The sequence below is a fragment of the uncultured Nitratireductor sp. genome (assembly GCF_913053745.1).
In the GTDB taxonomy this organism is placed as follows: Bacteria; Pseudomonadota; Alphaproteobacteria; order Rhizobiales; family Rhizobiaceae; genus Nitratireductor.
Window position 1 is genome coordinate 1 of the sequence record NZ_CAJXGF010000255.1, and the last position, 2,978, is coordinate 2,978.

Consider the following 2,978-nt stretch of genomic DNA (forward strand, 5'->3'; position numbering starts at 1 on the left):
GGAAGAGGTGTTCATCTTCCCGTCGTCCGGAACCGGCGCCTGGGAAGCGGCCCTGGTGAACGTGCTGTCGCCGGGCGACCGGGTCCTCATGTACGAGACCGGGCAGTTCGCCACCCTCTGGTGCGAGCTTGCGGAGCGGATCGGCCTGAAGCCGGAATTCACCGGCGGGCGCGTTGCCGAAGGAGCGACGGCGAACTTCCGCGTGATCGCGGTCGATCCGAAGGGCGAGCGCATCGCCATGGACGGCCTCGAATGGAAGCTCCTGAAGGTGGAGCGTCACTATCAGTGGTATCGCGACGGCGGTTCGTGGAACTACGAGCCGATCACGACCACAAGCCTCGTGCGCGAGGGAACGGTGGACGCGAAGGCCGACAGCGAGCCGCAGATCGGCGTTTCCGTGGACTGGGGGCGCTATCGCCTCGAGGTGGAAAGCCCGGATGCGGGCGGGCCGATCACCAGCGCGGCGTTCGATTCCGGCTGGTATGTGGAGGCCGGTTCGACCGAGACGCCGGACGGGCTGGAAGTGGCGCTCGACCGCGACGCCTATGCGGTGGGTGAGACGGCGAAGCTCAAGATCTCGCCGCGCTTTGCCGGCGAGGTTCTGGTGACGGTGGGCTCTGAGAGCCTCATTGAAACCTTCACCGCAAAGGTGCCGGAAGATGGCGCCACCGTGGACATTCCGGTGACCGATGCGCTCGGGGCCGGGGCCTATGTGACCGCGACGCTCTTCCGCCCCGGCGACGATGCAGAGAATCGCCTGCCCATGCGCGCCATCGGCGTGCGCTGGCTCAAGGTCGATCCCGGTGCGCGCGATCTTTCTGTTGAACTCGGCGTGGCGGAACAGGCGCGCCCCGATGCGGCCCTTTCCATCCCCGTCAGCGTTGGTGGGCTGGAACCGGGCGAAGAGGCCTATGTGACCGTTGCGGCGGTCGATGTGGGCATCCTCAATCTCACACGCTATGAGCCGCCACAGCCGGACGCCTGGTATTTCGGCCAGCGCATGCTGGGTGTTGAGATGCGTGACATTTATGGGCGTCTGATCGACGGTTCGCTTGGCGCGACCGGACGGCTGCGCACCGGCGGCGATGGCGGCGGCATGACCGCGACCGGCAGCGCGCCGACGCAGAAGCTGGTCGCCTTCTTCTCCGGCATCGTGCAGGTCGACGACGAAGGGAAAGCGGAGGCCTCGTTCGACATCCCGCAGTTCAACGGCACGGCTCGTGTGATGGCGGTCGCGTGGTCAAGGAATGGTGTGGGCAGCGCGCAGAAGGACGTGGTCATCCGCGATCCCGTCGTGTTCACCACGAGCCTCCCGCGCTTCCTTGCACCGGGCGACGAGGCGCGCTTTCTGCTCGAAATCGCCAACACGGATGGCCCGGCCGGCGACTATCGCCTCTCGGTGATGGCCGAGGGACCGGTGGATGCCGATCTGCGGTCGCTCTCCGATACGGTGACGCTCGAGGCTGGCGGCAAGACCACGCTCTCTGTGCCCGTTTCGGCGACCAATCAGACGGGCGAGGGTGCGCTGACGGTGGCGCTCGCGCATGAGAGCGGGCTGAGCGTGGAAAAACGTGTGGTCCTGCCCGTGCGCCCCGGCGTGATGCCGGTTGCGACCCGCAATGTTGTTTCGCTTGCGGCCAATGGCGGCAGCGTCACGCTCGATGGCGAACTTCTGGAAGACAGTTTTGCCGAGAACGCCTCTGTCAGCCTCAACATCTCGCGGGCTGACGGGTTCGACATTCCAGCACTTCTCATGTCGCTCGACCGCTACCCCTATGGCTGCACGGAACAGACCACGAGCCGCGCTTTGCCGCTGCTTTATGTCAGCGAACTTTCGCGGGCGGCGGGGCTGGAAGACGACCCGGCCCTGAAAGGGCGGATCGAGGATGCGATCGCAAGCGTGCTCGCCGCGCAGTCTTCGTCCGGCGGTTTCGGTCTTTGGGGGCCTGGATCCGGGGATCTGTGGTTGGACGCCTATGTAACCGATTTCCTCACACGCGCCGGCGAGCAGGGCTTTGCCGTGCCGGAAACGGCGATGGACCAAGCGCTGCAGAACCTGCAGAACACGCTGGCTTATGATACGGATGTCGCCTCGCGCGGCAGTCAGATCGCCTATGCGCTCTATGTGCTTGCGCGCAATCGCAAGGCTTCGGCCGGCGATCTGCGCTACTATCTCGACACGCGGCTTGACGAGTTCTCCACGCCGCTGGCGCGCGCCCAGCTTTCCGCGGGCCTGGTGCTTTATGGCGATGCGGAACGTGCGGAGAGGGGCTTTGCCTCCGCCTTCCGTCTGGCTCAGGGCATGAGCGGACGTTACACGGCGCGCTCCGATTACGGATCGCGTCTGCGTGACGGAGCGGCGATGCTGGCGCTGGCGGCAGAAAGCCGGCCCGAACCGGCGCTGGTGCCGCAGATGATCGATCTGGTCGCCGATGTGCGCGGCGACACGCGCACCATGAGCACGCAGGACGAGGCGTGGATGCTTCTCGCCGCTCGTGCGCTGGGTCAAACCAGCGCCGATCTCAGCCTTTCCGTCGACGGCAACGCCCATCAGGGCGCCTTCTCGCGGCGGCTTTCCGGTGCGGAGATCGCGGTTGCACCGCTGACGGTGGCCAATCGGGGCGACGCGCCCGTCGATGCGGTGATCACCACCGTGGCCGCCCCGCAGCAGCCATTGCCGGCAGGCGGTGAAGGCTTCACCATCGAGCGACGCTACTACACGCTGGATGGCGAGCAGGCCAATGTTTCCCAGGCACGTCAGAACGAGCGCTATGTGGTGGTTCTGGACATGGCGGAAGAAAACGCCTGGCCCTCGCGCGTGCTGGTCTCCGATCTTTTGCCGGCCGGTTTCGAGATCGACAATCCAAGGCTGGTGGGCAGTGCGGATCTGGCGAATTTCGAGTGGCTTGGTCAGACGGATGCGGTTCATACCGAGTTCCGCGACGACCGCTTCCTCGCAGCCTTCGACCGCAATGGGG

1 protein-coding gene is annotated in these 2,978 nt (G+C 65.8%); it reads left to right on the forward strand.

From position 1 onward, the window contains the following. Nucleotides 1–2,978 (forward strand): alpha-2-macroglobulin family protein (locus QZ638_RS23075; protein ID WP_295815064.1); only part of this gene is annotated, 2,978 nt, incomplete at both ends.